We start from the raw sequence: 17,678 nt of genomic DNA, 5'->3' as shown, positions 1-17,678 counted from the left end.
CTCCCCCAAAAAACTGTGTTATTCTGTCCTATTCTTTACCCGAAAACAAAATGCTCCCACTTATCCCGTTCTTTAAAGCAGAGGGAAAGGCCTTCCGCATCCGTCACTTCCCTGATTTTTGCTTCGATTTTCTGCAATTTCAGCTGACGGATGTAGTCCGACAAGAGCTTTTTCTCCTCGTCCCGCTCCAAATCCATATGATACAAGTCTCCATGATAGAGTTTTGCGAGTTTTTGATATTTCTCCTCTTCATTCCTATAGCTATCTAAAATCAGCTTTGCATCCGTACCGGATAAAAGTTTTCTGTACACTTCCTTAGCAAAATTACCTTGAAAATCTTCTTCCTCTACATATTGTCGCGCGATGGCAAGAAATTCATTTCTCTGCATCAAAACGGAAAGAAACTCCTCCTCCAGCGGGGAATTCCATTTTTCTTCTCTCTTTTTTCCTTTCCCCCGGAAGCTTTTTTAAGACCAAACTCCAGCTGCGTTTTTTCTTCCCCTCTATCCACAAGATGCTGCAGATTTTCCGCCTTTAACATCTGCTCTCTGGCAACCGCCTTCAGGTAATTTTCCCTTTCAACGGGATCCTGAAAATTCGTCCTTAAAAGCTCCGCAATACTCTCCATATATTTCTGCATTCCTGCAGGGTCATGGAGGTCAAATTCCTTTTTCTTCTCTTCCACTTCCCAGAGAAAGGCATTTTTTGCTTCTTCCATTCGTTTTTCAAAAGCTTCTTTTCCTTCCGCCTTCAAAAACTCATCCGGATCCTTATAGGGTAAAAGGTTTATTACCTTTCCCTCCAAGTTCTTTTCCCGCAGAATGGAAATAGCACGTTTACAGGCCTTTTTCCCTGCTCCGTCACTGTCAAAACAGAGATAAACAAGCGAATGGAAACGTTTCATGAGATCCGCCTGCTGTTCCGTAAAAGCTGTCCCAAGAGCCGCTACCGCCTCCGGAAATCCCCATTGATGAAGAGAAATCACATCCATATAGCCTTCACATAGGATAAAAAAATCGGAACGGGATTTCCTCGAAAAGTTAAGTGCAAAGAGATTTCTTGATTTATCAAAAAGTTTGGTTTCCGGAGAATTTAAATACTTGGGCTCTCCGTCCCCCATAACTCTCCCTCCAAAGCCGATAACCCTATTGTGTAAATCCATAATCGGGAACATAAGTCGGTTGAAAAACTTATCATAAACTCCGGCTTCCTTAAAGCTAAATAAACCCGACTCCTGTAAAACTTGGTCCTTAAAGCCTAAAGACTTACAATATTGATAAAGGCTATCTCTTTCCTTCCCGGCATAACCCAAGCCGAAATGCGTGATACTTTCTCCGCTGAGCTTTCGCTTTGCACAATAAGCCAGTCCGAGTTTTCCCTTTTCACTCCTGAGCTGCTTCACATAAAAGAGTGCCGCCTGCTTATTAATTTCCAATATTTTATAACGAAGGTCTTCCTCTCCCTTGTCTCTTTTTTCCTCCTTCGGAAGCGTGACATTGGCGCGCTCTGCAAGCTCCTCCAGAGCTTCCACAAAGCTTAGGTTTTCATATTCCATCAGAAAACGAATACTGTCTCCGGCTTTTCCGCAACCGAAGCAATAAAAAATCTGTTTTCCGGGAGAAACCGAAAAGGAAGCGGTTTTTTCCCCATGAAAAGGACAGAGACCGAAATAGCTCGATCCCTTTTTCTTCAGGTTAACATATTGCCCTACCAGGTCCACAATATCCGTTTTTTGACGAACTTCCTCGACAATGTCCTCTCCGTAGTACATGAAAGCTCCTTTTAGTCTTTAGCCCAGGCCTTCGGCACGTAATACTCCATAAATTTATGATTGCAATATTCATCCGTCATGCCGGAAATATAGTCACAAACGACTCTCTCTAAATGCTCTTTTTCCGAAACACTCTTGTCTTCCAAGCTCTTCTCAAAGAGGAAACGATATTCCTCCGTCAAAGTCTCCGGATGCTCCATATAGAATGTAAAGAGAAGACGAAGCATGCCTTCCACCTTCCATTCTTCTTCCTTGGCTTCACTTTTCTTGTAAACATGACTGAACATCCACTTCCTCAGTCCCTGCATGGCCTCACCCACTACGGGATCCATTCTTAAACTGTCTTTTCCGATAGAGGAAAAGATGACGGAACGAATCAGAGTATCAATCCTTTCTTTTACACTCCTTCCGAGAACGGAGCGAAACTCTTCCGGTAGATCTTCCTCCGTAATAATTCCGCCTCTTATACTGTCATCCACATCATGATTCAAGTAAGCAATCTTATCGGACAGTCGCACGGCCTGCGCTTCCAAAGTCTTCGGATGCCCCGAACTTCTGTGATTCAGGATTCCGTCCCGCACTTCCTTCGATAAATTTAAACCCTTTCCATTTTTTTCCAGCACTTCTACGACACGGACACTCTGTTCCACATGGGAAAATCCAAAGGAACAAATCTGATTCAAGGCTCTTTCTCCCGCATGTCCGTAAGGCGTATGTCCAAGGTCATGTCCGAGTGCAATTGCCTCCGTTAAGTCCTCATTTAGGCGCAGGGCCTTAGCTATACTCCTTGCAATCTGACTTACCTCCAGGGTATGCGTGAGTCTCGTTCTATAGTGGTCCCCCTCCGGTTGAATAAAGACCTGTGTCTTATGCTTCAGGCGACGAAAGGCCTTCGAATGCAGAATTCTATCCCGGTCTCTTTGGAAAATGGTACGAATATCGTCTTCCTCCTCCGGATAATCCCTCCCCAAAGAATTCATGCTTAAAAAAGCATAAGGGGAAAGTGTCCTCTTCTCCAGTTCCTCCATTTCTTCCCGTATCGTCATAAGACTCCTATCCCGTCTCCGAAAGACGATTAACGCAATCCTTGCAGCAGCAAAATCAGAATCAAAATCGGTAATACAACCACGAAATACGGCTTTAAAGCCTTGGACATCTTGATGCCTTCTCCCTTATTACATTCTTCAATGTACCGGTCAAAACCGAAGCCCCACTTACTCACACAGAAAAGAAGATAAATGAGGGATCCGATAGGGAGAATCAGATTACTTACAATAAAATCTTCCGAATCCAGTACATCCCTTCCACCGATAAGCTTTAAATCCTGCCATAAATTATACCCTAAAATACAAGGAATGCTCATTACAAAAATAAAAATGCAGTTCACAATGACCGCTTTTTTTCTGTCCCAATGAAAATTGTCCATACTGGTGGAAATCAGATTTTCAAAAACGGCAATCACCGTGGAGAAGCTTGCAAAAGTCATAAACAGGAAGAAAAGAGCTCCCCAAACTCTACCGAACTGCATATGCATGAAAACCTTCGGTAAGGTAAAGAAAATAAGGGGCGGGCCGGCATTCGGCTCCACACCGAAGCTGAAGCATGCCGGGAAAATAATGAGTCCCGAAATAATCGCCACAAAGGTATCCAAGGCACAAATCTTCACCCCTTCACTGACCAAGGTATAGTCATCAGACATATAGGAGCCGAAAATCTCCATTGCCGCAACACCGAGAGATAAGGTGAAAAATGCCTGATTCATTGCAGAGGAAATGACATGATACAATCCGATTTCCTTTACCTTTTCCACATTCGGAAGAAGGTAGAACTTCGCGCCTTCCATGGCACCGGGTAAAAGAAGACTATGTACGGCAAGGAGTACTATAAGGATAAATAAGGCACTCATCATAACGGTAGTTACCTTCTCGAGGCCCTTCTGTAAGCCTAAGGAGCAAATCATAAAACCGCCGATAACCGTGATTCCCATACAAAGTGTCATTTCTTCAGGACGACTGAGCATCGTAGTAAAAATCCCTTCTACTTGACTCTGTTCAATGTTTCCAAAGCTGTTAAAAAGAAATTTGAAAAAATAAGAGAGCATCCAACCGGATACCGTTGTGTAGTACATCATCAAGAGATAGCAACCGAAAATACAAACATAGCCGTGAATATGCCACTTTGTGCCTTCCGGCTCCAACTTTTTATATGCCTGTACCACAGATTTTCTGCTGGCTCTTCCTACCGCAAGTTCCATGGTAAGAATGGGAAGCCCCATAGTTAAAAGAAAAAGCAGATAAAAGAGTACAAAAATGCCGCCTCCATTCTGTCCGACCAAATAAGGAAACTTCCAGACGTTTCCGATACCGATGGCACAGCCGGCACTGACCAGGATAAAACCGATTCTTGACTTAAAATTTTCTCTTCCCATATCCTTACTTTCCCCTCTACAAACAAGCATCCTAACTATAGCGAAAAAGCAGGAGATGTCATACACCTCCTGCTTTTCGAAGTCGATGCGACTGGATTCGAACCAGCGACCTCTGCGTCCCGAACGCAGCGCTCTACCAAGCTGAGCCACGCATCGCTATCTGATAGATTCTTAAAATCTATTCTTTCCTCCAAAAATGAATCCCGGTTCATCCTTAAAGTTCCTACACTAGCGAATCATGTCTTTTACCTCACAAGCCGCTAGTGAAGGATTATAATCTTTCTCTGCTCTTCTGTCAATGTCATACAGAAATAAATCTACAAAAATTTTCAAGCTTTCCGCAAATCCGGGCGCTAAGTTCTTTCCGAGCCTTAGTTCTGCTCTGCAGGCTTATTCTGTGGAATTGCCTTTGCAAGAGCTTCTCGATTGGACTGTACAATACTCTTGGAATCTCCCAGAGAAGACTTTAACTCATTCAGATGAAGGCTGGCATTCTCCAAAGAACGGGAAATAATCGTTTCCAAGCTTGCGAGCATTTCATCCGTATACCGGATGGCATTGGATCGAATTTGATCTGCATCCGCTACGGCATTGTTCACAATGCTGTCCGCCTGGTTCTGTGCATCCTGTACCAACGCATTGGCCTTTGCATAAGCCTGCTGCATAATTTCACTGTCGGAAACCATTTCTTCCGTCTGTGCTTTCGCATCACTTAACATAGACTCCGCCTGCACCTTGGCATCGGACAAAATCGCATCCTGTTGAGAAATAATCTTCTGATATTTCTTAATTTCTTCCGGAACTCTTAACCGTAACTCCACCAGAAGTTCTTCCATCTCTTCTTTATTCACGATAATCTTACTATTAGACAAGGGCTGAAACTTACAGCTGTCAATGTACTCTTCAATTTCCCCAATCAATTGCTCTATTCTGCTCATATTCCCTCCGCCTACTTAAAATCCGTATTTTTCTTTCATGGCTGTCTCTACCATCTTGGGTACAAAAGCCGAAATGTCACCGTTATAAGATGCAATCTCTTTTACGATGCTGGAACTCAGATAAGAATACTTCAGATTCGTTGCCAGAAACAAGGTATCAATTTCCTCGGCAATCACCTTATTCGTCTGTGCCAGCTGCAGTTCATACTCAAAGTCCGATACCGCACGGAGACCACGTACAATCATCGTAGCTCCTACCTTCTTGGCATAATCCACAGTCAGTCCGCTAAAAGAATGCACCTCCACATTCGGCACATCTTTGACATATTCGCTAATCATTCTAACACGGTCCTCCATGGAAAACAACGCCGACTTATTTTTGTTTAGCAAAACGGCAATAATTAATTTATCTACCATTTTTGCACTTCTGGCAATGACATCCAGATGCCCGAAAGTTACCGGATCAAAGGAACCGGGATAAATCGCTATCTTCATTTTCCCTCCTCTACTTTCCTCTATTAAACTGCTTGTATTTATCCTATTTCACCCTTTAAACGAAGAAAAACATGTTTATTGGTTTTGTAAATTTTTCCCTTAAAATACTGTATCCTTCCTCTTCCATTCCGGAAAAGTCTTCCTGTAGACCCGCCTCCACAACAAAAAGAGTATCTTGACTCACAAAAGCCTTATCCTTTAAACGGATCAAAGCTTTTTCCGCAAGTTCTCGACCATAAGGAGGATCCATAAATACAAGTCCAAAATGATAGTCCTTTCGCATCAGACTGTTAATCGCTCCGTTATAATCTCCGGAAAGGACCAGGCTCTGCTCTTTAAAATGCGTTTTTTGCAGATTTTCTTCAATGCAAAGGATTGCCTGTCTGGCAGAATCACAGAAAACGGCCCTGGCAGCTCCTCTGGAAAGGGCTTCTATCCCAAGTGCCCCGCTTCCGGCAAAAAGATCCAGTACATCCTTATTCGTAAGATCAAATTGAATGATATTGAATAAGGTTTCCTTGATTCTATCCTGTGTAGGACGTGTATCCAGACCCTCCGGCGTTTTTAAGTTCATTCTTCTTGCTGTTCCGGCAATCACTCTCATCTATACTCTCCTTATCCGTTATAAAAACTAGGGACAATCCGCCTCAAGCATTCTCATAAAAGCATTGTGCAGTTTTTCATGCCTTTCCAAATTTGGATCCTGCTTCAATATTCTCTCCGCTTCAAGTCTTGCATCCCGAAAAAGAGCTTCATCCAGAATCGGATCCGCCATATGAAATTGCAAGTCTCCGGATTGTCTTTCCCCAAAGAAAAGATCACCGGGTCCCCTCAGTCGCAAATCCTCTTTTGAAATGCTGAATCCGTCATTACTGTTCTTGATAATTTCCAGACGTTCTCTCGACTTTTCATCATCCTTTCGATCCAAAAAGATACAATAACTCTGTAAAGCAGACCGTCCCACTCTTCCGCGCAGCTGGTGTAGCTGGGCAAGGCCGAAGCGCTCCGCATTCTCAATCAGCATAACCGTTGCATTTCCTACATCTACGCCGACTTCCACAACTGTGGTAGATAGCAAAATTTGTGTCCTTCCTTCCTTAAAAGCCTCCATCACTTCCTCTTTTTGCTCAGCCTTCATCTTTCCGTGTAATACGGAAATCCGCACATTTTCCGGAAAGAATTTCCTTAGCAGCTTTTCATAAGAAAGAACCGACTCTACTTCCAAGTTCTCATTTTCTTCTATCATCGGACAAATGACATAAGCCTGTCTGCCTTTTTGAATTTCTTCCAAGATAAAGGAGAACGCCTTTCCTTGCTCTTCCTTATGAATCAAGGCATTCTTTATGGGAAGTCTGTCTGCCGGTTTTTCCTGCAAAACGGAAAGCGGTAAACTGCCGTATAATAACTTTGCAAGACTTCTCGGAATAGGTGTCGCGGAAAGAAAGAGCGCATGCGGAAATTTTCCTTTTTCTTCCAGCTTCCTTCTTTCTTTCACGCCAAAGCGATGCTGTTCATCAATAATAATACTCTCCAGGTCTTGGAAGTGAACAAGTTCCTGAATTAAAGATTGTGTCCCGAAGACTCCCAGTATCTTTCCTTCCGCGATGTCCTTATAAATCCTCTTTTTTTCCTTGGGACTTGTACTGCCAAGCAGTAAGGCTATTCCATTCGGAAAAAGTTTTAGAGCATTTTCATAGTGCTGTCTTGCCAGAATCTCGGTAGGCGCCATAAAAGCGACTTGTTTTTTGCGCTTCATCGTTAAGTACAGTAAATAAAGAGCAATTACCGTCTTTCCGGATCCTACATCTCCCTCCACAAAACGAAAAATCCTTTTTTTCTCCAAAAGTTCCCGATTCATTTCTGTAATACAGTTTTTTTGTGAATTCGTGAGAGCAAAAGGAAAATAAGATTGAAAGTCTTCCTCTTCTCCCTCCTGATAAAGAACCGTCTCTTTTACTTTCTTATACTCTTTTTCTTCCTTCTCCAGATACAAAGAGTAAAAAAAGAGTTCCTCAAAGGCAAATCGTCTCCTCCCTTCTTCTCTCTCCTTGAAATTTCGTGGAAAATGAAGAAGCCGTAAGCTTTCTTTTTTATTCCGAAGCGAAAGCCTTTCCAAGTCTTCTTCGGAAAACAAATCCGGATAAGGGAAGTCTTCTTTGAAAATCTCCGCTATCGCCTTCCTCCGAACATAGCTTTTCATTCCTTTTGTCCCCGAGTATATCGATTCCAGACAGCTCTGTTTTTCCCGATACTCCTCCGGAGAAAAATATTTCGGCTGCTGAAGATACAGCTTCCCCTTGAACTCCCTGACCTGTCCGAAGAAGACAAATTGCATCCCTTTTTTTAGAACTTTGCGGATATAGGGAGCATGAAAGTACTGTAGAATCATCTCCCCGCTCTGATCGAAAACTTTGGCAAAGAGAAAGCCCTTCGCATTCCCCGAATTTCCCCTGAAATCTTCCTTTAAGACTCCCGAAAAGGCCATCCACTCCTTATCTCTTGCCTGTTGGATTAAGACGGGGGCCGGATATTCTCTATAACTGATTGGAAAACCGAGAATCAGGTCTTCCTTTGTAAAAATCCCCTCTTTATGAAAGAGAGTGGCGGTTTTCTCCCCCACTCCCTTAACTCTTTCTATGGCATCCTGTAGCATGCTTACATCCTTTTCCTATAGAAAGTCCTCTTTTCTCTCAGGCAGAGCGTCTGCAGTCTTACTCCAAAGATACAATATAGTAATAGACAGCCTGTCCGCCGCGATGCAACTCCACTTCCAACTCCGGATGTTCGTTTTGAATTTCCGAAACCAATGCTTCCGCATCTTCCTCCTTTACTTCCTCTCCGTAGTAAAGGGTCAAAATCTCGCCCTCTCCCATCTTGGGAATCGATTCTTTCACTGCAGAGGATATATCCTTTGCTGCAGAAAGAAGCCCCTGATCTCCCAAGAACAAAATGTCTCCGGAATGAATCTCTCTGCCGTCAATCGAAGTATCTCTTACTGCATAGGTTATTTCTCCGGAATGAATATAGGAAAGACTTTCCGTCATAGCTTCTTTATTTTTCTCGAAATCTTCTTCCTCCTGGAAAGAAAGTATCGCAGAAATTCCCTGGGGAATCGTCTTAGTCGGAATTACCGCCAAAGACTGTTCCGACAAGATGCTACCTACCTGCTCGGCAGCAAGAATAATGTTTTTATTATTGGGCAAAATGAAAATATGTTCCGCATTAATCTTTTCCACCGCCTGCATCAAATCTTCCGTAGAAGGATTCATGCTTTGTCCGCCGGAAACCACCTGATCGACGCCAAGATCCCGGAAAATATTTTCCAAGCCGTCTCCGGAGCAAACCGCAACAAAACCGAAAGTCTTTCTCTCCGCAGGCTTAACCTGCTCCTCGTCCAGCTTCTCCATCGCAGCAATGCGGGACGCATCTTCAATCAAAAGCTCGTGATGCTCCAGGCGCATATTGTCCACCTTCATCTTGGAAAGATAGCCCATCGATAAACCTTTTTCAAAAGCATCTCCCGGATGATTGGTATGAACATGTACCTTAATCAATTCTTCATCGGAAAAGCATACGATGGAATCCCCTATTCCGTTCAAATAAGTACGAAGTGCATCCACCTCATCGTCCGTAAAGGCATGGTCTCCGTTAACCATAAACTCCGTACAATAACCGAAGCGAATGTCCGCAGTGGAAATCTCCCCTCTGTTCTTTCTTTCCCCTACCAGAGCGGATACTGCTCCACTCTCCTTCAGTTCCAGATCCAGGACAATCTTCTCTCCCCGCAAAGAGCGAAGCGCTCCTTCCATGACTGCCATAAGGCCTGCTCCGCCGGAATCCACTACTCCGGCTTCCTTAAGTACCGGAAGAAGCTCCGGCGTATGCTCTAAAACTTCTTCTCCATGTGCATAAACCTTTTCAAACAAGGGAAGGATTTCTTCCTCTGTCAGAGAAAGCTCCATAATCTTGTCCGCCATTCCTTTTGCAACGGTCAGTATGGTTCCTTCCTTCGGCTTCATCACAGCCTTGTAAGCAGTCTCCACGGCTCTTTGGAATGCCTTTGCAAGGGATAAGGCATCCATCTCTCCGCTTTCCGAAAGTTCTTTGGTAAAACCGCGAATCAGCTGGGACAAGATAACGCCGGAATTACCTCTGGCCCCCCTTAAGGCCCCACCGGACATAGCCTTCAAAATATCCTTTAAATTTTTGTCCTCCACACTGTCCACTTCTCTGGCTGCAGATAGGATGGTCATCGTCATATTGGTTCCCGTATCCCCGTCCGGTACGGGGAATACATTTAACTCATTAATCAGATCTTTTTTAGCATTTAACTGATTTGCACCCGCTAGAAATGCCTTTTTTAACTCTTTTACACTAAGCACCTTACTCACAGGGCCTTCCCTCCTATCAATCAATAATGCGTACGCCTTCTACGTACACATTGATACGGTCCACTTCCATACCTGTAAACTGGGAAATGCGATACTCAACACTTTCCATGAGATTTTCCGCAACTGCCTTGATGCTGACACCGTAAGCTACAATGACATGAAAATCCAGACTGATTTTATTTTCTTTAATCCTTACGTCTATTCCCTTATGATAACTCTCTTTCCTAAGTAAACGGGCAAGGCCTTTTCCGCTCATGGGCACCGCGGCCATTCCCACGATTCCAAAGCAGGAAACCGCAGAATTCCCGGCATACTCGGCAATGACTCTCTCGGAAATTTCAACCTCTCCAAAATGCGACGGAATTTTTCCTTTCATAGTCTGTCCTCCAATTCTTAATAAACAAAAAAGAATTCTGTTTTTAAGCATGTATACAAAGCAATACTAAGCTAAAAGAAAAAGAATTCTCGATAGTTCGAGAATTCTTTCTTAGTATACTCTATTTTTCCATAGATGAAAAGGGATTAATAATTTCTCTTCTTTTCCAGTATATAGGCGGAAAGACCGAAGCAAAGAAGAGACACCAAAGTCAAGAAAAGAATCTGCAGAGGAGAATTCATTTGGCTGTCCAAGCCGACCAAATCCACTATCTTCTCCGAAAGAGTCGCGCACCACTCCACAATGTTGACCGCCAGGAACAAAAATACAATGATTGAAATAAGGAAAGCCAAGATTTTCCCCCTGAAGAAACTGGCCTGTACCGTAACACAAAGAACGGCCAGGCATGACATATACAGCCAAAATCCTGCATAAATCAAGGCGATGGAAATCATAAAGTGGATAAAGTCTCCCAGTCTGCTTTCCATGGTAAGTCCCCATACCATCTTAAAAACATCCATAAAACTGGCGACATCCACACTGAAGAAAAAGATATCAAAGAGAAACAGAAAGTACAGCAATAGGCTGAGACAAAATGTACTGAGTAAGCTTTCCAATATCTTAGCGAGAAGAAAGGTATAGCTCGGTTTGGGAAGCATAAACAACATATAGCCCTGGTTGGTACTTAAGTCTTTGCTTAGGCTCGCCATACTGGAAAGGCCAAAAAGCAGAAATGCCACAAAGCTGAAAAAGAAAAGAAATACCCCCGCAAGTCCCATAACGGCAATATTTCCGCTTGTGCTTCCAAAGAGCAGTAGAAATTCAAAAATGGCAATCAGGGAAACGGAAATAATTTTAATCTGCATCGTTTTTCTCATTTCATATCGAATCAAAGTCCACATATCAATCTCCCACCTTTCCGAATAATTCTCTGTAGCGATCGGTTAAAGCCATACCTCTACTGCTTCTTAACTCTTCCACATCTTCCTTTGCAATCAGCCTTCCCTCACTAAAAAACAGGGCCGTATTCACATAGGATTCCACTTCCTCCACCAGATGACTGGAAAGCAGGATGATTTTGTCCTCTGCCATCACTTCAAGAATCATTTTCACAATTTCTTCTCTGGCCAAAAGATCCACACCGTTAAAGGGTTCATCCAAAATAAGAAGCTTGGCATCCCGGGAAAGAGTGGCCGCCACCCGCACCTTTTTATCCATTCCGGAAGACAGAACCTTAAACGGAGTCTTAAAGGGAATCTCCATTCTCCGGATCCACTCCGTATATCTCGTCTCCTGAAAATCCGTAAAAAACTTCTTATAATACTCTCCAAACTCTCCCACCGTCATAAACGGATACGCATGAGACTCCGTAGGAAGGTAGGCAACAAGTGCTCTACTTTTCATGGAAAGGGCTTCTCCGTCTAAAGTAACCTCCCCTTCGCTCTCCCTTGTCAGACTGGAAAGAATCTTCATGAATGTGGTTTTTCCGGAACCGTTTGGGCCCAGTAAGGCATAAATTTTGCCATCCAAAAGCTCCACATCGACATGATCCAGGGCGATTTTTCCATTATATTTCTTACTTAGCTTTTTAGACTGAAGCATCAATTTCCTCCTTTACATATTCCTGAATAAGCTCTCTTGAAATGGAAAGATCCTTCATCCGCACAACATATTCTTTCGTATATTCCTTTGCACGCCTTTCTCTTTCCGTCTTTAATCTTCTCTCATCTTCGGTAACAAAAGTCCCCATTCCTCTCTTTGTGAAGCAAAGCCCCTTCAGTTCCAATTCCTGATAGACACGTGATGCGGTATTGGGATTGATTTTATACTTTACAGCCAGGTCTCTTCCTGAAGGCAGCCTTTCTCCCGAAGAGAGCTTTCCGTTTAACATATCCTTAATAATATCCGCTTCCACCTGTAAGTAGATTGGAAGAGAAGGATTGTATTGCATTTTGCCTCCTTTCTTAACTGAGCTAAAAATCACATGGAATGATTCTGTATTAGTGCACTAGCAGAATAGTACACTAATATAATAAGTCTGTCAAGGCATAAAAAAGATATTGCCTTTCGACAATATCTTTTCAAACTTTTCTTATTCCGCAGCGCCTGCAACAGCACGCTCAACTTTACCGGAACGCAGGCAGGAAGTACAGACGTACATCTTCTTTGTACCGCCATCTACCTTCACTCTAACTGACTTCACATTTGCTTTCCACATCTTGTTCGATCTTCTATGTGAATGGCTTACTTGATTTCCGAAATGTACTGCCTTCTCACAAATAGCACACTTAGCCATGATTGCACCTCCCTCTTTTAAAAAATCCACTGCTTCACAGCGACTATAGTACTATAGCAAAAATGATTTTAGATTGCAAGCAGAAATTTAAAATCCAAACGAGAACTCTGCATCAACTTTCTATCATTCAACTTTTCCGGAATAATCGCTTTTTACTCTTCAAAATCACTCAAATCTATATCGATTACATCCTCGGCGGAATCGGCATAAATATCGCCACTCTCTCCGGCAGAAAGAACCGTATACTTCTTATCTTCCTTTTTCTGCTTTTTTTCAGCTTGAACCATAGAGTCTAAGGCCTCCTGCCCCTTCTCTTCTGCAGACTCACTGACCCTGCTTCCTCCGGTGATTTTATCGATAGCCTCCGGAATCATGTCTATAATCTTGGAAATAGCATCTTCATTTTTCACCCGAATCAGCTTTGTTCTTCCATTTTGAATCACAAGCATTGCAACAGGACTGATCTTCGAATTCATAGCCCCGGCGCCGCCGTCTCCTTTTTTGTTATTTTCTTTAACAAAAGCACCGCTTGCCATTCCGCAGCTAAGCTCCATAAGAGGAATGAGAACAGTATCTCCCAGCTTAATCGGCTCTCCGACAACGGTTTTGGATTGCACAAAGCCGTCCATCCCTTGAAATAGTTCTTGAATAAGCTCTTTTGTATTGTTATTTGCCATGCTTCCCTCCCTTGAGGACTAATTTTCGGAACTGTTTATTTTTTAAAAGGCGAACCAACAGAATCAGCAAATGAATCAACCGTATTCTTCCCTCTATACGAATCTTTCCATAATAATAACTGTCTCCGAACTCCGGAACAAGTCTGATTTTATCCTGCACAAGCGGATAAAAGAGCGTCAGACCTTCTAAAACCTGCCCCATAGTATAAGGATCTTCTATTGCAAAATAGAGCTCTCCTTTCGCCTTTCGAATTCGACAGGTCTTTAAAAAGCGGAGCGTTTCGCGTAAAACCAGGGCTATCATCTCCCTTGATTCTTCCTTGCTAAGCTCTTTGACGGTCTCAAGAACTTCTTTGAAGCTTCTCAGTTTCTCCCGAAAAATCTTCTTCCCTTTTCCGATTATTTCCTTCATTCTTTTCCTCCCTCAAAAATCGTGAAGAAAAGAATCTTTCCGGAGTAACTTAGTTTTTCCTCTTGATAGCTTGCCTGAAAATGCATGAGAGGAAAACGCAGGGAGAACTCCCCTTTCGGATGCTCTTCCTCCCTCTCCTTCTTCCCGTCCAATTTGTAACGAAAGGGGACAAATAAAAGAAAAAACAGAAGGAAGAGAAGAAGCAGAAGCAAAAAAAGAAGAATCCATAAGAGATATTTGAGAATCGTTAAAGCGATGAGCATTTCTCCTCTCCTCTCAGCTTCTTAAGACTCATCATCGATACCAATTGAAGCGCATCCTTATATCCGTAGGCTATTCCGAGAATCTCATCCTCTATTCTGGGAAAGTTTTTCATTTTCAGCATGGAAGAAGGATAGAACTCGAATAAGTTGCTTCCGTATCCGCTATATACCAGATAAGCCATGGGCACAATATGCCCTTCTCTCAAATTTTCCATGAGATAGGGAATATATTTTTGGGCTCTATTCCCGAAGCATAAATCCTTAGACAAACGCATTATTTCTTTTCCGTAAGATAGGTTCTGACCATTTGCAAAGCCGCATTACAGGCCTGTTCCCGAACTTCTTTTCTGTTTCCCGTAAAATGGAACTCCAGAACCTTGGTTTTTCCTCCTGCGCAAACAGCAATATAGACTAAACCTACCTCTTTCTCTTCCAACGCGCCAGGACCGGCATTTCCGGTGAGCGCAACGGCTAAATCCGCCTCGGACTCCATCATGGCGCCAATCGCCATTTCTTTTGCGGTAGAGGCCGATACCGCGCCTTCCTTTCGCAATAGCTCCTTTTTCACGGAAAGCAATTTTCGCTTCGATTTATTGGAATAAGTTACATATCCAACCTTAAAACAGTCCGAAGCTCCTTCCACCGAGGTGATGGCGGCAGAAACCAGCCCTCCGGTAATACTCTCAGCCGTAGTGATTGTTTTCTTCGAGTTTTTCAAAAGAAACACCACCTGCTCTTCAAGAGTAGCATCAATAGGGTAATGAAGCTCCTTCTCCTTTTTCTTCTCTCCCATTAAAAGCCTCCTTCTTGCAGCACTTTCCGATTTTTATATAAATAATCAATAAGTGAAACAATAGTTAAAATTAAAGACAGATAAATAAAAAGCAAATTGACAAAATGTAAGGCAGGAAGCTGTAAAATGAGGAGAATAATCATCACCATCTGGCTGACTGTCTTCAGCTTACCGAAATAGGATGCGGCTATTACCACATTTTGCTCCACGGCAATCAGGCGAAAACCGGAAATGATAAATTCTCTGGAAATGAGAATGATTACGTACCATGCCGGAAGCCTCGATAAAGGAATCATACAGATTAATGCGGAACAAACCAGTAATTTATCCGCCAAGGGGTCCATAAATTTACCGAAATTAGTAACCAGATTTCTTTTTCTTGCGATATGTCCGTCCAGATAGTCTGTAAAAGAGGCTGTACAAAACAAGAACAACGCAACCAGACGGAATAGCATTTCCTGTTCCGCCGGATACAAGATAAAAAATACAAACACAGGGACCATCAACGCCCTTAAAACGGTCAATTTATTGGGAAGATTCACAATACTCTCCTATTAAATCATAGCCTTCCGTATCCACTACTTTCACTTGGACAAACTCTCCGCTGACTCTCTCCGGTCCTTTTACGAAGATAAAGCTGTCAATCTCCGGACTATCCATATACGATCGAAGAATAACTCTGCCTTCCTCCTCGTCATAGCCCGTAATAAGGGCCTTTAAAATTCTGCCCCTTTGTTCCTCAGCCTTTTGGAACGCAATTTCCTGCTGCAATTCCATAATACGGGAAAGTCTCTTGTTCTTCACACTTTCCGGAATCTGATTCTCCATACTTGCCGCAGGGGTTCCTTCCTCTTGAGAGTATGGGAAGACGCCCAGCCTGTCGAAACGTTCTTCCGTAATGAAGGAAAGGACATCTTGAAAATCCTCTTCCGTCTCTCCGGGAAAGCCGGTAATCAAAGTTGTTCGTAGGCAAATATCGGGAATTTCTCTCCGAAGAAGCGCTATCTTTTCCTTTAACTCTTCTCTCCGCGTTTTCCGGTTCATGGCTTTCAAAAGCCTATCGGAAGAATGCTGAATCGGCAAATCCAAATAATGACAGACTTTCGGATTATCACGAAGCTCTTCCATGAGCGGAAGTTCTATTTCCTCCGGATAGCAATACAAAACTCGAATCCAGACCAATCCTTCTATCTCGGAAAGAGCATGAAGCAAAAGATGCAGGCTCTTTTTCCCGTAAAGATCGGTTCCGTAAAGAGTCGTCTCCTGTGCCACCAAAATCAGTTCTTTCGCACCGTCTTCCACAAGTTCTCTTGCTTCTTCCAAAACCGCATCCATAGGAATGGAACGAAAATGCCCCCTAAGGCGGGGAATAATACAATAACTGCAGTACTTATCGCAGCCTTCAGCAATCTTTAAATAGCGGGTATAACGTTCTCCGCTCTCTACTCTCTTCATCTGCGAATCGAGACGACGTACGTAGTCTTTTACCGAGGCAATCTCATCTATTTCGGGAAGTTCCTTCCGTATTTCATCCTTATATCGTTCCACAAGGCAGCCGGCAACAATCAGTTTCTTAAGTCTTCCGCTTTTCTTATACTCCGCTAAATCCAATATGGTATTTATGCTTTCTTCTTTGGCCGGTCCGATAAACGAGCAGGTATTCACAATTGCAATATCCGCTTCAGACGGATCCAAAGTTACCTCAGAGCCCTCATATTTTTCCAAAAGTTCCGATAAGAGCTTCTCCGAATCCACTCTGTTTTTATCACAACCGAGGCTTTCCAAATACAGCTTCATTATTCTTCACCGTCTGATGGATAATCTCCGTCGGAATAGTCGTCTTCTTCCTCATCTTCCTCGTCGATATACTCTTCTTCCTCTGCCTCCGGATCGTCCTCTTCCTCGTCTTCCTCGTCCAAATCTTCATCTAAGGCATAGCGTGAAAAGTCTTCCGTTTCATGAGAATGCTGTATCGGCTCTTCTTCGTAATCCAAGCCTTTCTCTACATTAACCAGATTCTTGGAAATCTCTTCAATGGCAACGGAAAGAGGCTTTCTACCCTCCTCCGCCTTTACAAGCGGCGCGTCCCCGTCAATAATCTGTCTGGCTCTTTTTGCGCTGGCAATGACAACGGAATAGCGAGACTGCACTTCCAATTCTCCCTCTTCTCTATTCTTGTTCATAGAATCTATTAAGTCATTATATGTTGGACGTAGCATCTTCTATCCTCCTTAAATCCTTTCTGATTTTTTCAATCAAATCCAAGTGCGCTTCTACCCGGTCATGAGACGCACGAATTAGATTATGCAGTTTTTCGGTACAAGTGTCAATATCCGCATTCACCAAGATGTAATCGTAAGCTTCGACCCCTTCCGACTCAACAATGGCTCGGCTCAGACGTTTGTTGACAGTCGCTTCATCTTCCGTATTTCTGCCGATCAGTCTGCTGCGAAGCTCCTCTGCCGAAGGCGGTGTCATAAAAATCAGAAGACTTCCCGGATATTTCTTCTTAATCTTTAGAGCGCCTTGAATTTCAATCTCCAATATAACGTCTTTTCCCCGATTCAAACAGTCTTCCACAAATTTTCTGGGTGTTCCGTAATAGTTGTCCACATACTTCGCGTACTCAACCAGCTCGTCCTTGTCTATCATTTCTTCAAAACGCGCTTTACTCACGAAAAAATAGGATTTTCCCTCTTCTTCCCCCTCTCTCGGACTTCTTGTAGTAGCCGAAATAGACAAGGCATAATTATCATACTTCTCCGTAATACGTTTCATAATGGTTCCTTTTCCCGCACCCGAAAAACCGGAAACCACAACCAACATCCCTTTCTCCAT

Annotated in this window: 22 protein-coding genes, 1 tRNA gene and 1 pseudogene; all 24 read right to left on the bottom strand. The window is 43.1% G+C overall.

Going from position 1 to position 17,678, the window contains the following annotated elements; genetic code table 11:
* Positions 1–35: 35 nt before the first annotated feature.
* On the bottom strand, positions 36–392 hold the full coding sequence (locus tag HMPREF9124_RS12255; protein ID WP_242821560.1) for a hypothetical protein: 357 nt from the start codon (positions 390–392) through the stop codon (positions 36–38).
* On the bottom strand, positions 389–1,771 hold the full coding sequence (gene dnaG / locus HMPREF9124_RS05715) for a DNA primase (protein WP_009427746.1): 1,383 nt from the start codon (positions 1,769–1,771) through the stop codon (positions 389–391). Before dnaG ends, HMPREF9124_RS12255 begins: the two co-directional genes overlap by 4 nt.
* 11 nt (positions 1,772–1,782) lie before the next feature.
* Positions 1,783–2,817 carry a deoxyguanosinetriphosphate triphosphohydrolase gene (locus tag HMPREF9124_RS05710; RefSeq protein WP_009429395.1) on the bottom strand — a complete coding sequence of 345 codons (1,035 nt, stop codon included), beginning with the start codon at positions 2,815–2,817 and terminating at the stop codon, positions 1,783–1,785.
* 29 nt (positions 2,818–2,846) lie between these two features.
* Positions 2,847–4,199: a sodium-dependent transporter gene (locus HMPREF9124_RS05705; protein WP_036597658.1), complete on the bottom strand. Its 1,353-nt coding sequence runs from the start codon at positions 4,197–4,199 to the stop codon at positions 2,847–2,849.
* Between the two features lie 82 nt (positions 4,200–4,281).
* Positions 4,282–4,355 (bottom strand) — tRNA-Pro (locus tag HMPREF9124_RS05700).
* A gap of 215 nt (positions 4,356–4,570) precedes the next feature.
* The gene (locus HMPREF9124_RS05695; protein ID WP_009429617.1) at positions 4,571–5,137 is read right to left on the bottom strand and encodes an HrpE/YscL family type III secretion apparatus protein; all 567 of its coding nucleotides are present in this window, start codon (positions 5,135–5,137) and stop codon (positions 4,571–4,573) included.
* Between the two features lie 15 nt (positions 5,138–5,152).
* The gene (gene coaD / locus HMPREF9124_RS05690; RefSeq protein ID WP_009428528.1) at positions 5,153–5,632 is read right to left on the bottom strand and encodes a pantetheine-phosphate adenylyltransferase; all 480 of its coding nucleotides are present in this window, start codon (positions 5,630–5,632) and stop codon (positions 5,153–5,155) included.
* A 38-nt stretch (positions 5,633–5,670) separates the two neighbouring features.
* Positions 5,671–6,236: pseudogene (gene rsmD, locus HMPREF9124_RS05685) on the bottom strand (16S rRNA (guanine(966)-N(2))-methyltransferase RsmD).
* A gap of 27 nt (positions 6,237–6,263) precedes the next feature.
* Positions 6,264–8,285, bottom strand: coding sequence for an ATP-dependent DNA helicase RecG (locus HMPREF9124_RS05680; RefSeq protein ID WP_009429285.1), 2,022 nt, complete (start codon positions 8,283–8,285; stop codon positions 6,264–6,266).
* Between the two features lie 58 nt (positions 8,286–8,343).
* Positions 8,344–10,023, bottom strand: coding sequence for a DAK2 domain-containing protein (locus HMPREF9124_RS05675; protein WP_009427879.1), 1,680 nt, complete (start codon positions 10,021–10,023; stop codon positions 8,344–8,346).
* Between the two features lie 16 nt (positions 10,024–10,039).
* Positions 10,040–10,399: an Asp23/Gls24 family envelope stress response protein gene (locus tag HMPREF9124_RS05670; protein WP_009428205.1), complete on the bottom strand. Its 360-nt coding sequence runs from the start codon at positions 10,397–10,399 to the stop codon at positions 10,040–10,042.
* A 146-nt stretch (positions 10,400–10,545) separates the two neighbouring features.
* Complete coding sequence (locus HMPREF9124_RS05665) at positions 10,546–11,301, bottom strand: hypothetical protein (protein WP_009428744.1); 756 nt, start codon at positions 11,299–11,301, stop codon at positions 10,546–10,548.
* Position 11,302: 1 nt separating this feature from the next.
* Entirely contained in the window at positions 11,303–12,001 is a 699-nt protein-coding gene (locus HMPREF9124_RS05660) for an ABC transporter ATP-binding protein (protein WP_009429489.1), read from the bottom strand.
* Positions 11,988–12,350 (bottom strand): GntR family transcriptional regulator, encoded by a 363-nt coding sequence (locus tag HMPREF9124_RS05655; RefSeq protein WP_009428192.1) that lies wholly within the window; start codon positions 12,348–12,350, stop codon positions 11,988–11,990. Before HMPREF9124_RS05655 ends, HMPREF9124_RS05660 begins: the two co-directional genes overlap by 14 nt.
* A 141-nt stretch (positions 12,351–12,491) precedes the next feature.
* Complete coding sequence (gene rpmB / locus HMPREF9124_RS05650; RefSeq protein WP_009428400.1) at positions 12,492–12,695, bottom strand: 50S ribosomal protein L28; 204 nt, start codon at positions 12,693–12,695, stop codon at positions 12,492–12,494.
* Positions 12,696–12,847: 152 nt separating this feature from the next.
* Positions 12,848–13,372 (bottom strand): GerW family sporulation protein, encoded by a 525-nt coding sequence (locus HMPREF9124_RS05645; RefSeq protein ID WP_009428949.1) that lies wholly within the window; start codon positions 13,370–13,372, stop codon positions 12,848–12,850.
* A complete protein-coding gene (locus HMPREF9124_RS05640; protein ID WP_009429744.1) occupies positions 13,362–13,784 on the bottom strand; it encodes a hypothetical protein in 423 nt (140 codons plus the stop codon). The genes HMPREF9124_RS05645 and HMPREF9124_RS05640 overlap by 11 nt, the downstream gene beginning before the upstream one ends.
* Positions 13,781–14,047 (bottom strand): hypothetical protein, encoded by a 267-nt coding sequence (locus HMPREF9124_RS05635; protein WP_009428464.1) that lies wholly within the window; start codon positions 14,045–14,047, stop codon positions 13,781–13,783. The genes HMPREF9124_RS05640 and HMPREF9124_RS05635 overlap by 4 nt, the downstream gene beginning before the upstream one ends.
* Positions 14,032–14,322: a hypothetical protein gene (locus tag HMPREF9124_RS05630; RefSeq protein WP_009429646.1), complete on the bottom strand. Its 291-nt coding sequence runs from the start codon at positions 14,320–14,322 to the stop codon at positions 14,032–14,034. Before HMPREF9124_RS05630 ends, HMPREF9124_RS05635 begins: the two co-directional genes overlap by 16 nt.
* A complete protein-coding gene (locus tag HMPREF9124_RS05625) occupies positions 14,322–14,840 on the bottom strand; it encodes a CinA family protein (protein ID WP_009429024.1) in 519 nt (172 codons plus the stop codon). Before HMPREF9124_RS05625 ends, HMPREF9124_RS05630 begins: the two co-directional genes overlap by 1 nt.
* Complete coding sequence (gene pgsA, locus HMPREF9124_RS05620; protein WP_009428639.1) at positions 14,840–15,382, bottom strand: CDP-diacylglycerol--glycerol-3-phosphate 3-phosphatidyltransferase; 543 nt, start codon at positions 15,380–15,382, stop codon at positions 14,840–14,842. Before pgsA ends, HMPREF9124_RS05625 begins: the two co-directional genes overlap by 1 nt.
* Positions 15,366–16,637 (bottom strand): 30S ribosomal protein S12 methylthiotransferase RimO, encoded by a 1,272-nt coding sequence (gene rimO, locus HMPREF9124_RS05615; protein WP_009428014.1) that lies wholly within the window; start codon positions 16,635–16,637, stop codon positions 15,366–15,368. The genes pgsA and rimO overlap by 17 nt, the downstream gene beginning before the upstream one ends.
* Positions 16,637–17,059 (bottom strand): DNA-directed RNA polymerase subunit omega, encoded by a 423-nt coding sequence (gene rpoZ, locus HMPREF9124_RS05610; RefSeq protein WP_009429435.1) that lies wholly within the window; start codon positions 17,057–17,059, stop codon positions 16,637–16,639. Before rpoZ ends, rimO begins: the two co-directional genes overlap by 1 nt.
* Entirely contained in the window at positions 17,040–17,678 is a 639-nt protein-coding gene (gmk, locus tag HMPREF9124_RS05605) for a guanylate kinase (RefSeq protein WP_009428597.1), read from the bottom strand. The genes rpoZ and gmk overlap by 20 nt, the downstream gene beginning before the upstream one ends.

The organism is Oribacterium sp. oral taxon 108 str. F0425, assembly GCF_000214455.1.
GTDB lineage: Bacteria > Bacillota > Clostridia > Lachnospirales > Lachnospiraceae > Oribacterium > Oribacterium asaccharolyticum.
Note: the sequence above shows the minus strand (reverse complement) of the source record. Positions and strands in the feature narration are given on the sequence as shown.

Coding starts and splice junctions, on each gene's coding strand:
- dnaG (WP_009427746.1), bottom strand. CDS start 1,771: ATGTACTACGGAGAGGACATTGTCGAGGAAGTTCGTCAAAAAACGGAT.
- HMPREF9124_RS05710 (WP_009429395.1), bottom strand. CDS start 2,817: ATGACGATACGGGAAGAAATGGAGGAACTGGAGAAGAGGACACTTTCC.
- HMPREF9124_RS05705 (WP_036597658.1), bottom strand. CDS start 4,199: ATGGGAAGAGAAAATTTTAAGTCAAGAATCGGTTTTATCCTGGTCAGT.
- HMPREF9124_RS05695 (WP_009429617.1), bottom strand. CDS start 5,137: ATGAGCAGAATAGAGCAATTGATTGGGGAAATTGAAGAGTACATTGAC.
- coaD (WP_009428528.1), bottom strand. CDS start 5,632: ATGAAGATAGCGATTTATCCCGGTTCCTTTGATCCGGTAACTTTCGGG.
- HMPREF9124_RS05680 (WP_009429285.1), bottom strand. CDS start 8,285: ATGCTACAGGATGCCATAGAAAGAGTTAAGGGAGTGGGGGAGAAAACC.
- HMPREF9124_RS05670 (WP_009428205.1), bottom strand. CDS start 10,399: ATGAAAGGAAAAATTCCGTCGCATTTTGGAGAGGTTGAAATTTCCGAG.
- HMPREF9124_RS05665 (WP_009428744.1), bottom strand. CDS start 11,301: ATGTGGACTTTGATTCGATATGAAATGAGAAAAACGATGCAGATTAAA.
- HMPREF9124_RS05660 (WP_009429489.1), bottom strand. CDS start 12,001: ATGCTTCAGTCTAAAAAGCTAAGTAAGAAATATAATGGAAAAATCGCC.
- HMPREF9124_RS05655 (WP_009428192.1), bottom strand. CDS start 12,350: ATGCAATACAATCCTTCTCTTCCAATCTACTTACAGGTGGAAGCGGAT.
- rpmB (WP_009428400.1), bottom strand. CDS start 12,695: ATGGCTAAGTGTGCTATTTGTGAGAAGGCAGTACATTTCGGAAATCAA.
- HMPREF9124_RS05645 (WP_009428949.1), bottom strand. CDS start 13,372: ATGGCAAATAACAATACAAAAGAGCTTATTCAAGAACTATTTCAAGGG.
- HMPREF9124_RS05640 (WP_009429744.1), bottom strand. CDS start 13,784: ATGAAGGAAATAATCGGAAAAGGGAAGAAGATTTTTCGGGAGAAACTG.
- HMPREF9124_RS05635 (WP_009428464.1), bottom strand. CDS start 14,047: ATGCTCATCGCTTTAACGATTCTCAAATATCTCTTATGGATTCTTCTT.
- HMPREF9124_RS05630 (WP_009429646.1), bottom strand. CDS start 14,322: ATGCGTTTGTCTAAGGATTTATGCTTCGGGAATAGAGCCCAAAAATAT.
- HMPREF9124_RS05625 (WP_009429024.1), bottom strand. CDS start 14,840: ATGGGAGAGAAGAAAAAGGAGAAGGAGCTTCATTACCCTATTGATGCT.
- rimO (WP_009428014.1), bottom strand. CDS start 16,637: ATGAAGCTGTATTTGGAAAGCCTCGGTTGTGATAAAAACAGAGTGGAT.
- rpoZ (WP_009429435.1), bottom strand. CDS start 17,059: ATGCTACGTCCAACATATAATGACTTAATAGATTCTATGAACAAGAAT.
- gmk (WP_009428597.1), bottom strand. CDS start 17,678: ATGGAGAAAGGGATGTTGGTTGTGGTTTCCGGTTTTTCGGGTGCGGGA.